At 58.2% G+C, this 15,664-nt stretch carries 12 protein-coding genes and 1 pseudogene; 9 read left to right on the top strand and 4 right to left on the bottom strand.

Annotated features, from left to right (window positions below):
* Positions 1-52 precede the first annotated feature (52 nt).
* On the bottom strand, positions 53-841 hold the full coding sequence (locus tag HV782_RS09020) for an MlaA family lipoprotein (protein ID WP_131670007.1): 789 nt from the start codon (positions 839-841) through the stop codon (positions 53-55).
* Entirely contained in the window at positions 834-2,132 is a 1,299-nt protein-coding gene (locus HV782_RS09025) for a serine/threonine protein kinase (RefSeq protein WP_186748447.1), read from the bottom strand. The genes HV782_RS09020 and HV782_RS09025 overlap by 8 nt, the downstream gene beginning before the upstream one ends.
* A gap of 224 nt (positions 2,133-2,356) precedes the next feature.
* On the opposite strand from HV782_RS09025, the gene HV782_RS09030 reads away from it, so the two are divergent.
* On the top strand, positions 2,357-2,725 hold the full coding sequence (locus HV782_RS09030) for a hypothetical protein (protein WP_186748446.1): 369 nt from the start codon (positions 2,357-2,359) through the stop codon (positions 2,723-2,725).
* Between the two features lie 122 nt (positions 2,726-2,847).
* On the opposite strand, the gene HV782_RS09035 is transcribed toward HV782_RS09030, so the two are convergent.
* Positions 2,848-4,443, bottom strand: coding sequence for a glycoside hydrolase family 17 protein (locus HV782_RS09035; RefSeq protein WP_186748445.1), 1,596 nt, complete (start codon positions 4,441-4,443; stop codon positions 2,848-2,850).
* A 286-nt stretch (positions 4,444-4,729) separates the two neighbouring features.
* Here HV782_RS09035 and HV782_RS09040 point away from each other — a divergent pair, with 286 nt between their 5' ends.
* The 4 genes and pseudogenes from HV782_RS09040 (at position 4,730) to HV782_RS28950 (ending at position 9,549) form a co-directional block, all read left to right on the top strand.
* Positions 4,730-5,581 carry a glycine betaine ABC transporter substrate-binding protein gene (locus HV782_RS09040; protein WP_186748444.1) on the top strand — a complete coding sequence of 284 codons (852 nt, stop codon included), beginning with the start codon at positions 4,730-4,732 and terminating at the stop codon, positions 5,579-5,581.
* A 240-nt stretch (positions 5,582-5,821) separates the two neighbouring features.
* Positions 5,822-6,133, top strand: a complete 312-nt coding sequence (locus tag HV782_RS09045; protein ID WP_123465858.1) for a DUF485 domain-containing protein — start codon at positions 5,822-5,824, stop codon at positions 6,131-6,133.
* A complete protein-coding gene (locus HV782_RS09050) occupies positions 6,130-7,788 on the top strand; it encodes a cation acetate symporter (protein ID WP_186748443.1) in 1,659 nt (552 codons plus the stop codon). Before HV782_RS09045 ends, HV782_RS09050 begins: the two co-directional genes overlap by 4 nt.
* 237 nt (positions 7,789-8,025) lie before the next feature.
* Positions 8,026-9,549: pseudogene (locus tag HV782_RS28950) on the top strand (IS3 family transposase).
* A gap of 1,027 nt (positions 9,550-10,576) precedes the next feature.
* On the opposite strand, the gene gltA reads toward HV782_RS28950, so the two are convergent.
* Positions 10,577-11,866, bottom strand: a complete 1,290-nt coding sequence (gene gltA, locus HV782_RS09065) for a citrate synthase (RefSeq protein ID WP_003222994.1) — start codon at positions 11,864-11,866, stop codon at positions 10,577-10,579.
* A gap of 362 nt (positions 11,867-12,228) precedes the next feature.
* Between gltA and sdhC the strand changes: the two genes are divergently transcribed.
* Genes sdhC through HV782_RS09085 form a run of 4 tightly spaced genes read left to right on the top strand, consistent with a single transcriptional unit; the run spans position 12,229 to position 15,457 of the window.
* Entirely contained in the window at positions 12,229-12,603 is a 375-nt protein-coding gene (sdhC, locus tag HV782_RS09070; protein WP_045122948.1) for a succinate dehydrogenase, cytochrome b556 subunit, read from the top strand.
* Positions 12,597-12,965, top strand: coding sequence for a succinate dehydrogenase, hydrophobic membrane anchor protein (sdhD, locus tag HV782_RS09075; protein ID WP_007919900.1), 369 nt, complete (start codon positions 12,597-12,599; stop codon positions 12,963-12,965). Before sdhC ends, sdhD begins: the two co-directional genes overlap by 7 nt.
* Before the next feature lie 3 nt (positions 12,966-12,968).
* Positions 12,969-14,741: a succinate dehydrogenase flavoprotein subunit gene (sdhA, locus tag HV782_RS09080; protein WP_123465862.1), complete on the top strand. Its 1,773-nt coding sequence runs from the start codon at positions 12,969-12,971 to the stop codon at positions 14,739-14,741.
* An 11-nt stretch (positions 14,742-14,752) separates the two neighbouring features.
* Positions 14,753-15,457, top strand: a complete 705-nt coding sequence (locus HV782_RS09085; RefSeq protein ID WP_038364054.1) for a succinate dehydrogenase iron-sulfur subunit — start codon at positions 14,753-14,755, stop codon at positions 15,455-15,457.
* The last annotated feature ends 207 nt before the right edge of the window (positions 15,458-15,664 follow it).

A 15,664-nucleotide genomic window follows, 5' to 3' on the forward strand; every position in this document is an offset into this window, starting at 1 on the left:
CTACCGCATTCGCGAGCAAGCTCGCTCCCACACTGTTTTGTGGCAGCCGTTTTTACTCGGCAATCTGCAACTTGCGCGACTCGGTGTACACGTAGCGCACTTTCTCGTACTCGAACGGCGAGTTCATCTGGCCGTAGCGGAAGTTGGTCTGGTAGCGCTTGTCGACGGCGCGCAGGGCCCAGATCTCAGGATGGTTGGAGCTGACTTCCGAGACGTTCAGATAGTTGATCGCCGATTCGGCGGTGTAGTCCACCGCGAGCCCGGCGGTATCGCGGATGTTCGACGGGCCGAGGATTGGCAGCACGAAGTAGGCGCCGCCCGGTACACCGTAGAAGCCCAGGGTCTGGCCGAAGTCCTCACTCTGGCGCGGCAGGCCCATGGCGGTCGCCGGGTCCCACAGGCCGGCAATGCCGATGGTGGTGTTGAGCAACAGGCGTGCGGTGGTTTCCATCGAACGCTTGCCCTTGAACTGCAGCAGGCTGTTGACCAGGTTCGGCACGTCGCCGAGGTTGTTGAAGAAGTTGCTGACCCCGGTGCGCAGGAAGCCAGGGGTCACGTAACGGTAACCGTCGACCACCGGCAGGAACACCCATTGGTCGAAGCGGTAGTTGAAGTGGTAGACGCGACGGTTCCACGACTCCAGCGGGTCATACACGTTGAGCGCGTTGAGCGTCGAGCGCTCGAACTCACGCTGGTCCAGACCCGGGTTGAACTTGAGTTTGGACAACGGCTCCTTGAAGCCGTCGCTGTCGACCACCACCGGCGCGTTGGCTTTGCTGTTGTCGGCCTGGGCCACGCCTGCGCTGAGGAGCGCTGCAATCAGCAGGAGATATTTAGCCACGGAAAAACTCCAGCATGGCGTCGCTGTTGACGCGGTAGTTAAGGTTGCCGCAATGGCCGCCCAGTGGATAAACGGTCAGGCGATCGCCGAACGTCTTGCGCAGGAAGCCCAGGTCGCCCGGGCCGAGGATCACGTCGTCGGCGTTGTGCATCACGGCGATTTTCGGGCTGTCGTGCAGGTAATCCTTGAGCGCATACAGGCTGACCTGGTCGATCAGTTGCAGCAGGCTGCCGCCGTCGGTGCGCGCGCGCCACATTGGAATCACCTGTTCGGTCAGGTAGCAATCGAAGTCGCATTGCAGCGCACGCTTGAGGAACGGCGTGAGGCTGGTGCCTTCGGTGATCGGGAATTTCGGCGGGGTGATCAGGCCACGACGGTTGATCAGGTCCGAAGTAAAGGCGATGTCGGCGGCCGAGAAGCGGAACGACGTGCCGATCAGCATCGCCATCTGCTCGTTGGTCAGGTGCTGCTTGGACTGCTGGAAGTCATAGAGCAGGGCGTCGTTGAGGTCGATGTAGCCTTTCTGCTGGAAGTAACGGGTCAGCTTGCCCAGTACCAGTTCATAGAACGTGGTGCTGTTGTTGATGCCTTTCACTTCGGTCTGAACCAGCTTGTCGAGGTTGCTGATCGAGGTGTAGAGGTTGACTGGCGGGTTGAGCAGCAGGACTTTCTTAAAGTTGAAGCTGCGCCGGGTTTCGTCCAGGTGCGCGACAAACGCGGCATCGAGGGCGCCGAGGCTGTAGCCGGTCAGGTAATACTCGGTGACCGGCAGTTTCGGGTGCTGCGCCCGTACGGCCTGCATCACCCGGTACATGTCTTCGGCGTCTTCCTTGGTGATACCGGGCGTGGCGAAGCGTGAAGCGGCGCTGATGAAATCGAAACTGGTCGGCGAGGACAACTGCACGACGTGATAACCGGCCTTGTAGTAGAGCTTCTTCAAGTATTCGTTGAGCGTGCTGTCATAGCGTGCGCCGGTGCCGGCGATCAGGAAGATCAGCGGCGCCGGTTTGTCCTGCTCGGCGATGCGGTAGGTGAGCTTCTTCACCGCCCAGAAGTTGTCCGGGAGGATGAAGGCCCGCTCCGGGCGCAAGGTGATGCTGTGGTCGGACTGGTTGATGTCGTCGTTGGACGGCAATTCCGGGCGCAGGTCCGGTGGCGTCGTGGCGATGGTTGCCTCGAACGGGTTGGTCAGGGGATAGCCATAACTGGCGGCATCGATATCCACCGCCAGTGCGGACGCACTCAGAATAAGGCCGCTGAACAGCGCGGCGAAGCGCAAGGAACGGAGCATGACTGGATCCCTTAAAGGAAGGTGCCGAATGAAGTTCGCAGGCTATGACCACCGGGCTTGCGCCAAAGTGCCATGCCTCGGCACCAAACAGGCAGAATTCGGAGTAATAGTAGCTGGACGATACACTTTGCAGCGGCCGAATGAACAGTTAACAGTTGTTAGTACTTGCCAACGGTACAAGTCCGATTAAGCTGGCCGCCGATTTCCGTAGATTGGAGTGATTCATGTCTCGCCGCTTGCCCGTGGTGCTGTTGCTCGTCCTGTTGCCGTTGTGGCTGGCTGCCAGCTATGGCGCGCGTTACGGCTTCATGGAGGATGGACGGTGGGTCGGCATCTGCGTCGACGAGGCAAGCCGCTGGGAATGCACGGTGCGCTCGAACCTGGGGCTGATGATTCACTTCAAGGTGTTGGGCTGGACCGCGCTGGTTGCGGCGTTGCTGGGGTTTGTGTTGCCCGGGCGGGCAGGGTGGTGGCTGGCGGTGCTCGCGCTGGCGTTCGGCCTGCCGGCGCTGGCGTTGTACAACACCACGTTGGCGGTGTTTGCGCTGGTGATTGCCGGGTTGCGCCTGGTCCGGGCGTCCCTTAGCGCCTGACAGTCAGTCATCGCGGGCAAGCCCGCTGCCACAGGTTTTTGGCTCGTACACACATGTTGTGTTCAGCCAATATCCTGTGGGAGCTGGCTTGCCAGCGATGAGGGCTTCGAAGGCGCTGAAAATCAGGTCTTGCGAACACGAAGGCAACGCCAAAGCGCCGCCACCATCAAGCCACTGACCAGCGCCCAGCCCCACGCCTGCTGATTCAACAATCCCTCTTCATACAGCTGCGGGGCAATCCCTGCGCCGATGATGAAGGTCAGCAGGGCGATTTCCCGGCGCGGCACACTGACCGGGCGGCACACGTACACCAGCGCCGGCAGAATGAACGCCATGCTGGCGAAGCTGCGATAACGTGCGTCGAACACCATCTCCAGCATCATCACCGCAGCGGCAAAACCGGCCACAGCGACCAGCCACCCGGCGCGGCGCTCCAGCCAATTGAACGCGCGTTCACGCCAGCCCTGGCGGGCGCTCAAGGTCAACGCAGCGTGCACCAGCACTGACAGATTCAACACGGTCAGCAAGCCGACCCACAGCCATTCGCTGGCAAACCGCGTGGTCACCCGCGCCAGATCGCCCCAGGCGCCGATCGAGCAGGCAGCCACCGCACCGAGCAGCGGCAGGATCAATGCCGATTGTGTGCTGCGCACCCGGCCGCCGAGCAGCAGCGTACCGAGGAAAATCAGCCCGCCGAGGCCCAGCCATTCCTTCCAGTACGGCACATTGGTCACCGGCCCGGCGAGTACGCCTTTGTCCTGACGATCCGCGTCGAACAGACCCCAGTAACCGCCAACCGCGCCTTCGCTGCCACGCTTCCATGGCTGGTCGAACGCTTCGATCAGGTTGTAGTGCCAGCCTTCCTTTTCGGCCATCGCGACAAAACCACGAATGAACTTGGCTTCATTGACTCGGCTCGGCAGGGCGGTCTCGCGCTGGCGGCCTTCGCTGGGCCAGCCGGTCTCGCCGATCATCACGTCCTTGGGCGCAAACTTGTTGCCGAACACCTGACGCACATCCGCCACGTGTTGCAGGGCGACGTCGATGTTCGACGGGTCGTCTTCCCAGTACGGCAGCAGGTGAATGGTCAGGAAATCCACCGCCGGCGCGACTTCCGGGTGCTTGAGCCAGAACTCCCAGACATCGGCATACGTGACCGGTTGCTTGACCTGGCTTTTGACTTTGTTGATCAGTTTGGCCAATTGTGCGCCGGTGACTTCCTTGCGCAGCAAGGCTTCGTTGCCGACGATCACTGCGTTGACCACGTCCGGGTTGGCGTTGGCCGACTTGATCAGCAGATCGACTTCTTTTTCGGTGTCCACCGGGTTGCTGTTGACCCAGGCGCCGATCATCAACTTCAAACCGTGCTTGCGCGCCAGTTCCGGCAGGGCTTCGAGGCCGGTCATCGAATAGGTGCGGATGCATTCGAAGCGCGTCGCCAGCAGGGCAAGGTCGGCATCCATGCGTTCCGGACGCAGTTTGAACGGCACGTCGAACGGCGACTGATCCTTGTCGAAAGGCGTGTAGGAGGCGCACTGCAATTTATGCGTCGGGGTCGCGGCGTCCGGGAGGATCACCGGCTTGCCGAGGTCGTACCAGAAGCCGCCAAGGGCCAGCAGGCCGAGCAGGCAAGCGAAGAGATAAGGAATAAACGGGAAGCGGGACGTCGCGGACATGGTCAGGCCGAGTGGCTGCAAAGCGACGCATGTTACCTGCATTTATCCACGCGTTGGTGGCCGGCATGATTTGCCATGCAAAGTTCGGGCGGATTATCTGGCGTCATTTATTCAGCTGCAATTAATGGCTTTCTGATGTCGTTTCTCGGTGTATTGAGGTCGCTGACAGAGCAGGTCGCTGTGGGCGTCAGGCCGATGATCGAAAGCGTCAGTACTCCACTGACGGTCGGGCGAGTTTGCGGTCAGGCGTGATGGGGGCGCTGTGCACCATAACAATACGTTGACGATGCCCGGCATCCGTCGGGCGCAGCATTTCGGGGAAGTAACGATGAAGATGCGACGACTTTTAGGCGCAGGTGCCGCTCTGGTGCTTGCGATGAGTTCCACATTCGCCAGCGCTGAAAAACAGACCCTTAACATCGGTTACGTTGACGGCTGGTCCGACAGCGTCGCGACCACCCACGTGGCGGCCGAAGTGATCAAGCAGAAACTCGGCTACGACGTGAAACTGCAAGCCGTCGCCACCGGGATCATGTGGCAAGGCGTGGCCACCGGCAAACTCGACGCCATGCTCTCGGCCTGGCTGCCAGTGACCCACGGTGAATACTGGACGAAGAACAAGGACCAGGTGGTCGATTACGGCCCGAACTTCAAGGACGCGAAAATCGGCCTGATCGTGCCGGAATACGTGAAAGCCAAATCCATCGAAGACCTGAAAACCGACGACAGCTTCAAAAAACGTATTGTTGGCATCGACGCCGGTTCCGGCGTGATGCTCAAGACGGATCAGGCGATCAAGGATTACGACCTGACCGGTTACACCCTCAAGGCCAGTTCCGGCGCCGGCATGATTGCCGAGCTGACCCGTGCCGAGAAGAAGAACGAGTCGATTGCGGTTACCGGTTGGGTGCCGCACTGGATGTTCGCCAAGTGGAAACTGCGCTTCCTCGACGACCCGAAAGGCGTGTACGGCGCGGCTGAAACCGTGAACAGCATCGGCAGCAAGGAACTCGCCACCAAAGCTCCGGAAGTGGCCAAGTTCCTGAAAAACTTCCAGTGGGCGTCGAAAGACGAGATCGGCGAAGTGATGCTGGCAATTCAGGACGGTGCCAAACCTGAAGCAGCGGCCAAGGATTGGGTCGCCAAGCACCCGGATCGCGTGGCTGACTGGACCAAATAAAAGCTTCGCCGCCTAACCCTGTGGGAGCGAGCTTGCTCGCGAATGCGTTCTGTCAGTTGATGCAAATATCGACTGATCTGACGCCTTCGCGAGCAAGCTCGCTCCCACAGTTGTTTTGCGTGTACCGGAAATTGGCAAAAGTGTCATGGCGTTCTACTACTAAGGTCGTCTGTTACCGCGCTCGCAGCCGCATACATTAGCTATGTTCCAACAATAATTTGTGCTGCGAGGATAAAAACAATGAACGACAGCATTTACCTCTCGATTCAAAACAGTCCCCGATTCAAGGAGCTGGTGCGAAAAAGGGAAAAGTTCGCCTGGATACTCTCGGCGATCATGCTCGGGCTTTACTCTGGCTTCATCCTGTTGATCGCTTACGGGCCGCATGTTCTGGGCGCGAAACTCAGTCCGGAATCCTCGATTACCTGGGGAATTCCAATCGGTGTCGGACTCATTCTTTCTGCATTCATCCTCACCGCTATCTACGTGCGCCGCGCCAATGGCGAGTTCGACGACCTGAACAATGCGATTCTCAAGGAGGCTCAGCAATGATCCGGCGTCTACTGGCTCTTTTGAGCATCGCAGCCTTCGCTCCGGCCGTATGGTCTGCCGATGCCTTGACCGGCGAAGTTCACAAACAACCGCTCAACGTTTCGGCAATCGCCATGTTCGTGGTGTTCGTCGGGGCAACGCTGTGCATCACCTACTGGGCTTCCAAGCGCAACAAGTCGGCGGCTGACTACTATGCTGCTGGCGGCAAGATCACCGGTTTCCAGAACGGTCTGGCGATTGCCGGTGACTACATGTCGGCGGCATCCTTCCTGGGGATTTCCGCGCTGGTGTTCACCTCCGGCTACGATGGCCTGATCTACTCGATCGGCTTTCTGGTGGGCTGGCCGATCATTCTGTTCCTGATCGCCGAGCGCCTGCGTAACCTGGGCAAATACACCTTTGCCGACGTGGCGTCCTATCGCCTCGGGCAAACCCAGATCCGTACGCTGTCCGCTTGCGGTTCGCTGGTGGTGGTGGCGTTCTACCTGATCGCGCAGATGGTCGGTGCCGGCAAGCTGATTCAGCTGCTGTTCGGTCTCGACTACTACGTCGCGGTGATTCTGGTCGGTATCCTGATGTGCCTGTACGTGCTGTTCGGCGGCATGCTGGCGACCACCTGGGTGCAGATCATCAAGGCGGTGCTGTTGCTCTCCGGTGCTTCGTTCATGGCGCTGATGGTGATGAAGCACGTCAACTTCGACTTCAACATGCTGTTCTCCGAGGCGATTAAGGTTCACCCCAAAGGTGAAGCGATCATGAGTCCGGGCGGTCTGGTGAAGGATCCGGTATCGGCGTTCTCCCTCGGCCTGGCACTGATGTTCGGTACCGCTGGCCTGCCGCACATCCTGATGCGCTTCTTCACCGTCAGCGACGCAAAAGAAGCCCGTAAGAGCGTGCTGTACGCCACTGGCTTCATTGGCTACTTCTACATCCTGACCTTCATCATCGGCTTCGGCGCAATCCTTTTGGTCAGCACCAACCCGACCTTCAAAGATGCGGCGGGCGCTCTGCTCGGCGGCAACAATATGGCGGCGGTACACCTGGCGGACGCGGTGGGCGGCAGTATCTTCCTCGGCTTCATCTCGGCGGTAGCGTTTGCGACCATTCTGGCGGTGGTGGCCGGTCTGACCCTGGCCGGTGCTTCTGCGGTGTCTCACGACCTGTATGCCAGCGTGATCAAGAAGGGCAAGGCCAACGACAAGGATGAAATCCGCGTCTCGAAGATCACCACTATCGCACTGGGCGTGCTGGCCATCGGCCTGGGCATCCTGTTCGAAAGCCAGAACATTGCGTTCATGGTCGGCCTGGCGTTCTCCATCGCGGCGAGCTGCAACTTCCCGGTGCTGCTGCTTTCGATGTACTGGAAGAAGCTGACTACCCGCGGTGCGATGATTGGCGGCTGGCTGGGGCTGATCAGTGCGGTAGGCCTGATGGTGCTTGGCCCGACCATCTGGGTGCAGATTCTGCATCACGAGAAGGCGATTTTCCCTTACGAGTATCCGGCGCTGTTTTCGATGATCATTGCTTTCATCGGGATCTGGTTCTTCTCGATTACCGACAAGTCGGCGGCTGCGGATAACGAGCGGGCGCTGTTCTTCCCGCAGTTTGTGCGTTCGCAGACTGGGTTGGGGGCGAGTGGGGCGGTTTCGCATTGATGGTTTGATGGTTTTGTAATGTTGTGCTGAATGCCCCGGTTGAGAGATCGGGGCATTTTTTGTGGGCGGTTATCGGCTCGAGCTGTGTACATATCCATTGCTGCGGTAACGGCGGCTTAGGGTTTCGCCCTTACGGCGACTCACTTTTTTTCAAACGCCCTCCGTGTCAGGCTACCTGTCGCCCTTATTGATTGACTCAAATAATCAAGAGGGCGAAGGTGAATAACCATGTCCAAAATGGGCAAACGCTACGACAACGACTTCAAAGATTGGGTCGTTCTGCAAATGATGCCGCCCCTCAATCGATCAGTGGCGGAACTTGCCGTTGCACTCAATCTCACGCCACAGTCACTGCGAAACTGGAGACAAATGGCTAGAGATAAAGGCTTGATCGTTCCGGGAAACGGCAAGACCAGTGACCAATGGTCTAGCGCCGATAAATTCAATGCCGTCATGGAAACCGCGCCGTTGAGCGAGGTCGAGATCTCTCAATACTGCCGAATCAAAGGCATTTACCCTGAGCAAATCCAACAGTGGCGAGTGGCATGCCAAAACGCTAATCCCGTTGTTGATCTCACCTCTCGAACTTCAAAAACGGCCGAGCAACGGCGCATCAAAATACTTGAGCGCCAACTGATTCAGTCTGATGCCAGTCGTGCAGAGGCGGTGGCGTTGCTGGAGCTCAGAAAAAGCCAATGCGATCTGGGGCAAGGACAAGGAAGACTGATCAACGCCTCTGATCGTACGCAAGCCATGAAGTTGATTGCCGACGCAGTGCTGAATGGCGCTCGTCGATATCGCGCTTGCAATGAACTGGGTCTGAGCCTGCGCACAGTTCAACGCTGGCAACACACTGAATGTGACGGGCGACAGCTGGCTCAACGTGCAGCTCCGGCTAACAAGCTCAATGATACGGAGCGTCAAGCGGTGCTGGATGCTGCCAATCAGGCTGGCTACGCCAGCCTGACCCCGCACCAAATCGTGCCTAAGCTGGCTGATGAAGGCATTTATCTAGCTTCGGAATCGACGTTTTATCGTGTGTTGAAAGCCGCCAATCAAAACGTCCGTCGCGGCCGGGCCAAAGCCCCAAAACGAAGAGTACTGACGACGCATCGCGCTGATGGCCCCAATCAGGTGTGGTGCTGATATCACCTGGTTGCCGAGCACAGTGAAGGGCCGTTTTTCTACTGGTACATGGTCAAGGACGTCTACAGTCGCAAACTGGTCGCCAATGAAGTCCACGAAGTGGAGAGCGCCGAACACGCCTGTGAACTGCTCAGAAAGGGATGTTTACGCGAACAGACGGCAGGTCGTCCGCTGGTGTTGCACTCAGATAACGGACACGTGATGAGAGGTTCTTTGCTGCGTGAAAGCATGGTCGCGCTGGGCGTAGAGCCTTCTTTTAGTCGGCCAAGGGTGAGCAATGACAATGCTTACGCCGAAGCACTTTTTCGCACCGCAAAGTATTGCCCGCTTTGGCCGGATCAACCATTTGATACGGTCACTGATGCAAGGCTTTGGGTGCAGAATTTCATCGATTGGTACAACGAAGATCACCGCCACAGTGCCCTGAAATACGTCACGCCAAACCAACGGCACGAGGGCAAAGCAACCGCCCTATTACAAGCCAGGGCAGAGCTTTATGAGGATGCCAGGCGAACTAACCCAAGCCGGTGGAGCACTCGCACACGCAACTGGAAGCTGGCAGATGCCGTTTACTTAAATCCTGAGCGCCCTGAAATTAAGGGCGCAATGGACTAGCAACCGTAAGACCAAGGCGACAGTTACCTTGACACGTACCGAACGCCAAAAAAAGTAAGCAAAAAACGCTTGCTCCTACGTACGGCCCGCTCGCTGGGGCTCGGGGTTCCTTCGCTCCGGGAACGATCCGGGCGCAGCGCCTCCGGTTTGCTTCGCTGCACCTCCTCTCGCTGTGTTTGGCTTCGCCAAACGGTCGCTGCGCTCCCACCCCCGGATCAATCCCTCCACTCAGCCTTCCGATGTCGCCTTACAGATCAAGATCAAAAGCAGGCGAGCTGACACTCGGCCTATTGAGTGGTGAAGAGCGGGTGTTTGGCTTTGGATTTGTGGTGCTCTTGCCCCTCATCGGAACGCCGCCCGCCCAGCCCTCTCCAGAGGGAGAGGGAGCCGATGGTGGGTCTCTCAAAATTCGCGTTCAACTCGATATCCCAAGTCGGCGTAGCTCCCCCAAACACCTCGATCACTCCCCTCTCTCCCTGGAAGGGTGAGGGGCCGATTTGTGTGTTTTTCAACGCCTGAGTTCAACGCGATATCGCACGTCGGCGCAGATCCCCCAAACACCTCGGTCAGTCCCCTCTCCCTCCGGGAGAGGGCTAGGGTGAGGGGCTCTTGATCCGGCTTTTGATCTGGCTTTGGCTTTTGATCTTTTGCCCCATCGGCAGGCCGAGCGAAGGTGTTCATCCGGGGGTAGGCGCGCAGCGCCGTGCGGCGAAGCCGCATACATCGAGAGGAGGTGCAGCGAAGCAAACCGTAGGCGATGCCCCCGGATGGACACCGTAGCGAGGGAACACTGAGCCTCAGCGAAGTGCCGTACGCCAGGGGCAAAGCCTTTTGGTTCCTTTTTGCTAGGCCGGCACTCCGGCGTTTGAAAAAGGGACTCGCTGTAAGAGCGAAACCGCCAGCGGCAGCTCCCGCAGCAACGGATATGCCCCCAACCCCAAAAAATACCAAGCACAAACAAAAACGGCCCCTATATAAATAGAGGCCGTTCCCGGTACAACTTCAAGACGTTATCGCAAGACAAGCCTTATTTGCGGTCTTCCAGCTTGGTAATGTCACGCGACTCGTAGCCGGTGTACAGCTGGCGCGGACGGCCAATCTTGTACGGGCTGGAGAGCATTTCTTTCCAGTGGGAGATCCAGCCGACAGTACGTGCCAGTGCAAAGATCACGGTGAACATGCTGGTCGGAATGCCGATCGCCTTGAGGATGATCCCCGAGTAGAAGTCGACGTTCGGATACAGCGAGCGCTCGATGAAGTACGGGTCGGTCAGCGCGATCTCTTCCAGGCGCATGGCCAGTTCGAGTTGCGGATCGTTGTTGATGCCCAGCTCCTTCAGTACTTCGTCGCAGGTCTGCTTCATTACAGTCGCGCGAGGGTCGCGGTTCTTGTAAACGCGGTGACCGAAGCCCATCAGCTTGAACGGATCGTTCTTGTCCTTGGCCTTGGCGATGAACTTGTCGATGTTGGACACATCACCAATTTCGTCGAGCATGGTCAATACGGCTTCGTTCGCACCACCGTGGGCAGGGCCCCACAGTGCGGCGATACCGGCGGCGATACAGGCGAACGGGTTGGCACCCGAGGAGCCGGCCAGACGCACGGTGGAAGTCGACGCGTTCTGCTCGTGGTCGGCGTGGAGGATGAAGATCCGGTCCATGGCCTTGGCGAGTACCGGGCTGATCGGTTTGATCTCGCACGGGGTGTTGAACATCATGTGCAGGAAGTTTTCCGCGTACGTCAGGTCGTTGCGCGGGTACATCATGGGTTGACCCATGGAGTACTTGTAAACCATCGCTGCCAGGGTCGGCATCTTGGCAACCAGACGGATCGCGGAGATTTCGCGATGCTGCGGGTTATTGATGTCCAGGGAGTCGTGGTAGAAGGCCGAGAGGGCGCCGACTACACCGCACATGACGGCCATCGGGTGGGCGTCGCGACGGAAACCGTTGAAGAAGGTTTTCAACTGCTCGTGAACCATGGTGTGGTTTTTCACGGTGCTGACGAACTGGGCCTTCTGTTCTGCGGTTGGCAGTTCGCCATTGAGCAGCAGGTAGCAGGTTTCCAGGTAGTCCGACTTTTCAGCCAGTTGTTCGATCGGGTAGCCGCGGTGCAACAGAATGCCGTTGTCGCCGTCGATATAGGTGATCTTCGACTCGCACGAGGCGGTCGACATGAAGCCTGGGTCGAAAGTGAAGCGGCCCGTGGCCGTCAGGCCCCGAACATCGATTACATCGGGACCAACGGTGCCGGTTAAAATGGGCAGCTCGACGGGGGCTGCGCCCTCGATGATCAACTGCGCTTTTTTGTCAGCCATGTGGCCTCCTATTTATGCTTGAACCATCAGACAGACCCCCCACGCAGGGCCCGCACCACTATAGTGAGATAAATTCGAATGTCAATTTGCCTAAAGTCTTGCTCCAGAAGGCTTTAAGCGTACTTTTTCCTCGAAATTGACTGCCATTTACGCCTTTTATACGACTTGTGCAATCAGCTATTTGGGGTAGGTGATTGCGTTGTCATTAGTAGCCTAACTGTCTATACTCGGCCACCGACCGCCAAGGGCTTTTGGGCCTGCTTTATTGGGGGTCGCATCCCTGGGTGGTGGTTACCTGACCAGTGCACTCCCCAACAACTTTGCCCTGATTGTTAGGGGCTCTTCAGTGTGAAAAAAAAGCCGTGAAAAGCCAACGACCTGTAAACCTAGACCTAAGGACCATCAAACTCCCCATCACCGGCGTTACGTCGTTTCTTCACCGTGTTTCCGGCATCATCCTCTTCCTGGGCCTCGGCTTCATGCTTTATGCATTGGGCAAATCCCTGGGTTCCGAGGAAGGTTTTGCCGAAGTGAAGGCATGCTTGACCAGCCCGCTGGCCAAGTTCGTAGCATGGGGCCTCCTGTCCGCTCTGCTGTATCACCTGGTAGCCGGTGTGCGCCACTTGATCATGGATATGGGCATCGGTGAGACGCTGGAAGGCGGCCGCCTGGGCTCGAAAATCATCATCGCCATTTCCGTGGTGCTGATCGTTCTGGCAGGAGTTTGGATATGGTAACCAGCGTTACGAACCTTTCGCGTTCGGGCCTCTATGACTGGATGGCGCAACGTGTGTCTGCGGTTGTTCTCGCGGCTTATTTCATTTTCCTGATCGGATACCTTGCAGCGAATCCGGGCATTGGCTACGACCAGTGGCACGGCCTGTTCGCTCACAACGGGATGCGTATCTTCAGTCTGCTGGCCCTCGTTGCCCTGGGCGCTCACGCCTGGGTCGGCATGTGGACCATCGCGACCGACTACCTGACGCCAATGGCGCTGGGCAAGTCCGCGACCGCAGTACGTTTCCTTTTCCAGGCAGTTTGCGGCATCGCGATGTTCGCTTACTTCGTCTGGGGTGTGCAGATTCTCTGGGGTATCTGATTCATGGCTAACATTCCAACGATTTCTTTCGACGCCATCATTATTGGTGGTGGCGGTGCCGGCATGCGCGCTGCGCTGCAACTGGCACAGGGTGGTCACAAGACTGCCGTGATCACCAAGGTTTTCCCGACCCGTTCGCACACTGTGTCCGCCCAAGGCGGCATCACCTGCGCCATCGCGTCGGCTGACCCGAACGATGACTGGCGCTGGCACATGTACGATACCGTCAAGGGATCCGACTACATCGGTGACCAGGACGCTATCGAATATATGTGTCAGGAAGGCCCGGCCGCGGTTTTCGAGCTGGACCACATGGGTCTGCCGTTCTCGCGTACCGAGCAAGGCCGTATCTACCAGCGTCCGTTCGGTGGTCAGTCCAAGGACTACGGTAAAGGTGGCCAGGCTGCCCGTACTTGCGCAGCCTCCGACCGTACCGGTCACGCGCTGCTGCACACCCTTTATCAGGGCAACCTGAAAGCCGGTACCACGTTCCTGAACGAGTACTACGCTGTCGACCTGGTGAAAAACCAGGAAGGCGAATTCGTCGGTGTGATCGCGATCTGCATCGAAACCGGCGAAACCACCTACATCCGCGCCAAGGCCACCGTACTGGCTACCGGCGGTGCAGGTCGTATCTACGCTTCCACCACCAACGCCCTGATCAACACCGGTGACGGCGTCGGCATGGCACTGCGTGCTGGCGTGCCGGTACAAGACATCGAAATGTGGCAGTTCCACCCGACCGGCATCGCCGGCGCCGGTGTACTGGTGACCGAAGGTTGCCGTGGTGAAGGTGGTTACCTGATCAACAAGCACGGCGAGCGTTTCATGGAGCGTTATGCTCCGAACGCGAAAGACCTTGCTGGTCGTGACGTGGTTGCTCGTTCGATGGTTAAAGAAATCATCGCCGGCAACGGTTGCGGTCCGAATGGCGACCACGTAATGCTCAAGCTCGACCACCTGGGCGAGGAAGTGCTGCACAGCCGTCTGCCAGGCATCTGCGAATTGTCGAAGACGTTTGCACACGTTGACCCGGTGGTTGCGCCGGTTCCGGTTGTTCCGACTTGCCACTATATGATGGGCGGCGTTGCCACCAACATTCACGGCCAGGCGATCACCCAGGACGCTGAAGGCGTGGACCAGATCATTCCTGGTCTGTTCGCGGTAGGTGAAGTGGCTTGCGTATCGGTTCACGGTGCCAACCGTCTGGGCGGCAACTCGCTGCTCGACCTGGTGGTATTCGGCCGCGCTGCCGGCCTGCACCTGGAAAAGGCGCTGACCGACGGCATCGAATACGACGACGCTACCGAAGCCGATATCGAAGCAGCCCTGTCGCGTCTGAACGCGCTGAACAGCCGTACCGATGGCGAAGACGTCGCCACCCTGCGTCGCGAGCTGCAAAGCTGCATGCAGAACTACTTCGGTGTATTCCGTACCGGCGAATACATGCAGAAGGGTATCGCTCAGCTGGCCGATCTGCGCAAGCGTATCGCCAACGTGAAGATCAACGATAAGTCGCAGGCGTTCAACACTGCACGTATCGAAGCGCTGGAACTGCAAAACCTGCTGGAAGTGGCTGAAGCTACCGCCATCGCGGCCGAAGTACGTAAAGAGTCCCGCGGCGCTCACGCCCGTGAAGACTTTGAAGACCGTGACGACGAAAACTGGCTGTGCCACACCCTGTACTTCCCGGGTGACAAGCGCGTCACCAAGCGTGCCGTTAACTTCTCGCCGAAGACTGTTCCGACTTTCGAACCTAAAGTCCGGACTTATTAAGGGTGACCGCCATGTTGCAAGTCAGTGTTTATCGTTACAACCCTGATCAGGACGCTGCGCCGTTCATGCAGGAATTCCAGGTCGATACCGGTGGTAAAGACCTGATGGTGCTGGACGTGCTGGCCCTGATCAAAGAGCAGGACGAGGGTTTCTCCTATCGTCGCTCTTGCCGTGAAGGTGTCTGCGGCTCCGACGGCATGAACATCAACGGCAAAAACGGTCTGGCGTGCATCACGCCGCTGTCCGCTGTCGTAAAAGGCAACAAGCTGATCGTTCGTCCGCTGCCAGGTTTGCCGGTTATTCGTGACCTGGTCGTCGATATGAGCATCTTCTACAAGCAATACGAGAAGGTGAAGCCTTACCTGCAGAACGACACGCCGGCTCCGGCCATCGAGCGTCTGCAGTCCCCTGAAGAGCGTGAAAAGCTCGACGGTCTGTACGAGTGCATCCTGTGCGCTTGCTGCTCGACCTCGTGCCCGTCCTTCTGGTGGAACCCGGACAAGTTCCTGGGTCCAGCTGCGCTGCTGCAAGCCTACCGCTTCCTGGCAGACAGCCGTGACACCAAGACCAACGAGCGTCTGGCTTCGCTCGATGACCCGTTCAGCGTTTTCCGCTGCCGGGGCATCATGAACTGCGTCAACGTATGTCCGAAAGGCCTGAACCCGACTAAGGCCATCGGTCACATCCGTAACATGTTGCTCTCGAGCGGCGTGTGATTCAGCTGCTGTAACCGTAGAACCGCTGTACCGAAGAGGCTGTGGCGCGGGCTTCAACCCGCGTCATGGCTATAACCAGAGCCGTAGTCACAAGCTGCAGCTCTTATTTTGAAGAAATGAGACAAGCAGGGGCATCCGGGCTGGTACCCGGACTATCAGCGTGATCCTAAGTGGCTTGTTTTGGTCGCTGCATTCGGACTTCTGCAA

The organism is Pseudomonas monsensis (assembly GCF_014268495.2).
Lineage (GTDB): Bacteria > Pseudomonadota > Gammaproteobacteria > Pseudomonadales > Pseudomonadaceae > Aquipseudomonas > Aquipseudomonas monsensis.